The 2412-nt window shown below is 59.4% G+C and carries 1 protein-coding gene and 1 pseudogene; one reads left to right on the top strand and one right to left on the bottom strand.

Annotated elements, in window-relative coordinates; genetic code table 11:
* Nucleotides 1-805 (bottom strand): annotated as a pseudogene (locus L284_RS48920) (transposase); the annotation flags it as partial.
* 1173 nt (nucleotides 806-1978) lie between these two features.
* On the opposite strand from L284_RS48920, the gene L284_RS46205 reads away from it, so the two are divergent.
* Nucleotides 1979-2412 (top strand): recombinase family protein (locus L284_RS46205; protein WP_021236247.1); only part of this gene is annotated, 434 nt, incomplete at its 3' end.

The following is a 2412-nucleotide window of genomic DNA, read 5'->3' on the forward strand; positions in this document are numbered from 1 at the left end:
TTGTCACTGACAATGCAAGCCGGCTTCCCGTGCAGGCGAACCAGCGCATCCAGTTCGCGCGCCACCCGAGCGCCGGAGATGCTGGTGTCCGCCGCCAGGCACAGGTTCTCCCGGCAGCAATCATCATTGATCGCCAGAATCCTGAACTTTCGCGATGCCCCGAACGTATCGGCGACAAAGTCCATCGACCAGCGGTCGCCTGGGCGAAGTGCTCCCGGCACCGGCGTCCGACTGCCCCGGGCGCGCTTGCGGCCGCGCCGTCGGCGTACAGACAAGCCTTCTTCCCGATATAGCCGGTAGAGCTTCTTGTGGTTCATGCTCATGCCCTTGCGCTCCAGCATGACGCCGATCCGGCGATAGCCGAACCGACGGCGCTGCCCTGCAATCTCCCGCATGGCTTCGCGGATCGCTCCGTGGTCCGGCGGGCGTTCGCGCCTGACCGTCTTGGGATCGACGCCAATCAGCACGCAGGCCCGGCGCTGCGAGACCTGGTAGTCCCGCATCACACCGAGCGCCACGTCGCGCCGCTGGCCCGGCGTCGTCAGCCTTTTCCCAGCAGGTCTTTCAGTATCGCGTTGTCCAGCATGCTGTCGGCTAGGAGCCGCTTCAGCTTGCCGTTCTCGTCCTCCAACTGCCGCAACCGATGGGCATCGGAAACCTCCATGCCGCCATACTTCGCCTTCAGCTTGTAAAAGGTCGCCGTGCTCAGGCCGTGCTTCCGGCAAACCTCGACCGTTGGAAGCCCTGCCTCCTGCTCCTTGATCATCCCGATGATCTGCGCCTCGGTGAAACGGCTCTTCCTCATGCGTCTGCTCCTTCCTCGTGGGCAGACTCTACATCAGAATGAGGGACCTTTCGGGGGGCAGGTCAGAGGCAACGGTCGCGTTGTTCGGGAACATTTCTTCGCGAGGCAACACGTATCCTCATCCTGTTTGTCGCGCTACACATTGCGCCTGTATGACGCGCAAACGCCGCCGGAACACCTGGATACCTTGTAAAATCGGCAGACCGGGCCGCCAAAAGGAGCGCTCAGGTGCTCGTTAATAACCGGTCCTCTACATCACGCCGAAATTGTTCGGTTCTTCGAGGTGTCCAGGTTTGGCGAACGCCGAACAAGGGAAACCGTAGATGAAAACGTCGAGATTTAGCGAACAACAGATCGCGTTCATTCTCAAGCAGGCTGAGGACGGAACGACCGTTGCAGCCGGCTTTTCTCACAAGGCCGGACCAGTGTTGGGGTGAGGGTCAGAGTGGTCCAGACTACGATAGTCGATGGGCCACTCAGAAGGGGGCAGATCAGGACAACCCATAAAAAGGCGAGCATACACGAACGGACATCGCTTTCTTCTTGAAAGCCTTTTCGAAATCCCTTTCGTCGGTTGACCAAAAATATATTCGAAGCCCTCAAAACGTCTGCGTACGCTTTGGAACGACGGTGGAATATTCATCGAAAAGAGCTCGCCTTGGAGCCTCTTGAAGTTCATTCGCAGCCCCCCATTCCTGTAAGATCGCCCCTTCGAAAGCAGGTTTCCCATGTACGTTCTCCGCCTATGTTTGGACACTGTCGCGCGTTTCGGAGAGGTACTCGACACCTGCCGTGCCTTTGGGAAGCCTGCGCCTCGAGACGCTGAAGTCAGCCTCCGTTTGAAGGGCGTGACTATAGACCAGCGCACGGGAGCGGGCACTAACCAGAAGCCGTTTGCCGGGCTGCGAACCTACAGGGGTGCGCCTTGATCCCCCCGGAGGCTGCCGCGGATAGCGGTACTCTCCCCGAACCGGCTGATGAGCGGGGAACCCGAACCCAGGGCGCCTTGGTTTACCTTGCTCGTCTGCTTGGACGTCAGCTCGCCCGCGAGTTAAACGCGGCGAATGCTCCATCTCAAAACCGAGAGAACTCCACGATCGATGAAACGTAGGGGGACAGAGCGTCACAGGTGTCATGCGAGCATGACGGCCTTTCGCTGTCGGGAGCTTTTCCATGATCCGCACTGCCCTTTATGCCCGCTACTCCACCGATCGGCAAAACCCCTCATCGATTGAAGACCAACTGCGCATTTGCCGGGAACAGGCGACCCGCGAAGGCTGGCGAGTGATCGCAAGCTACAAGGACGCGGCCATCTCGGGCTCAAGCGTGACACTACGCCCGGGCATTCAGCAGTTGCTCGAAGATGCGAGGACGGGGAAGTTCGATCTTCTGCTGGCAGAAGCGCTGGATCGTATCTCCCGCGATCAGGCCGACATCGCGACGCTTTACAAGCATCTACAGTTTGCCGGCATAACCATCGTCACGCTCGCCGAAGGAGAAATCTCCGAACTCCATGTCGGCCTCAAGGGGACGATGAACGCGCTCTTCCTGAAGGATCTTGCGAAGAAAACCCATCGCGGATTGCGTGGCCGCGTCGAGAAGGGAAA

The organism is Novosphingobium lindaniclasticum LE124 (assembly GCF_000445125.1).
GTDB classification, from domain to species: Bacteria; Pseudomonadota; Alphaproteobacteria; order Sphingomonadales; family Sphingomonadaceae; genus Novosphingobium; species Novosphingobium lindaniclasticum.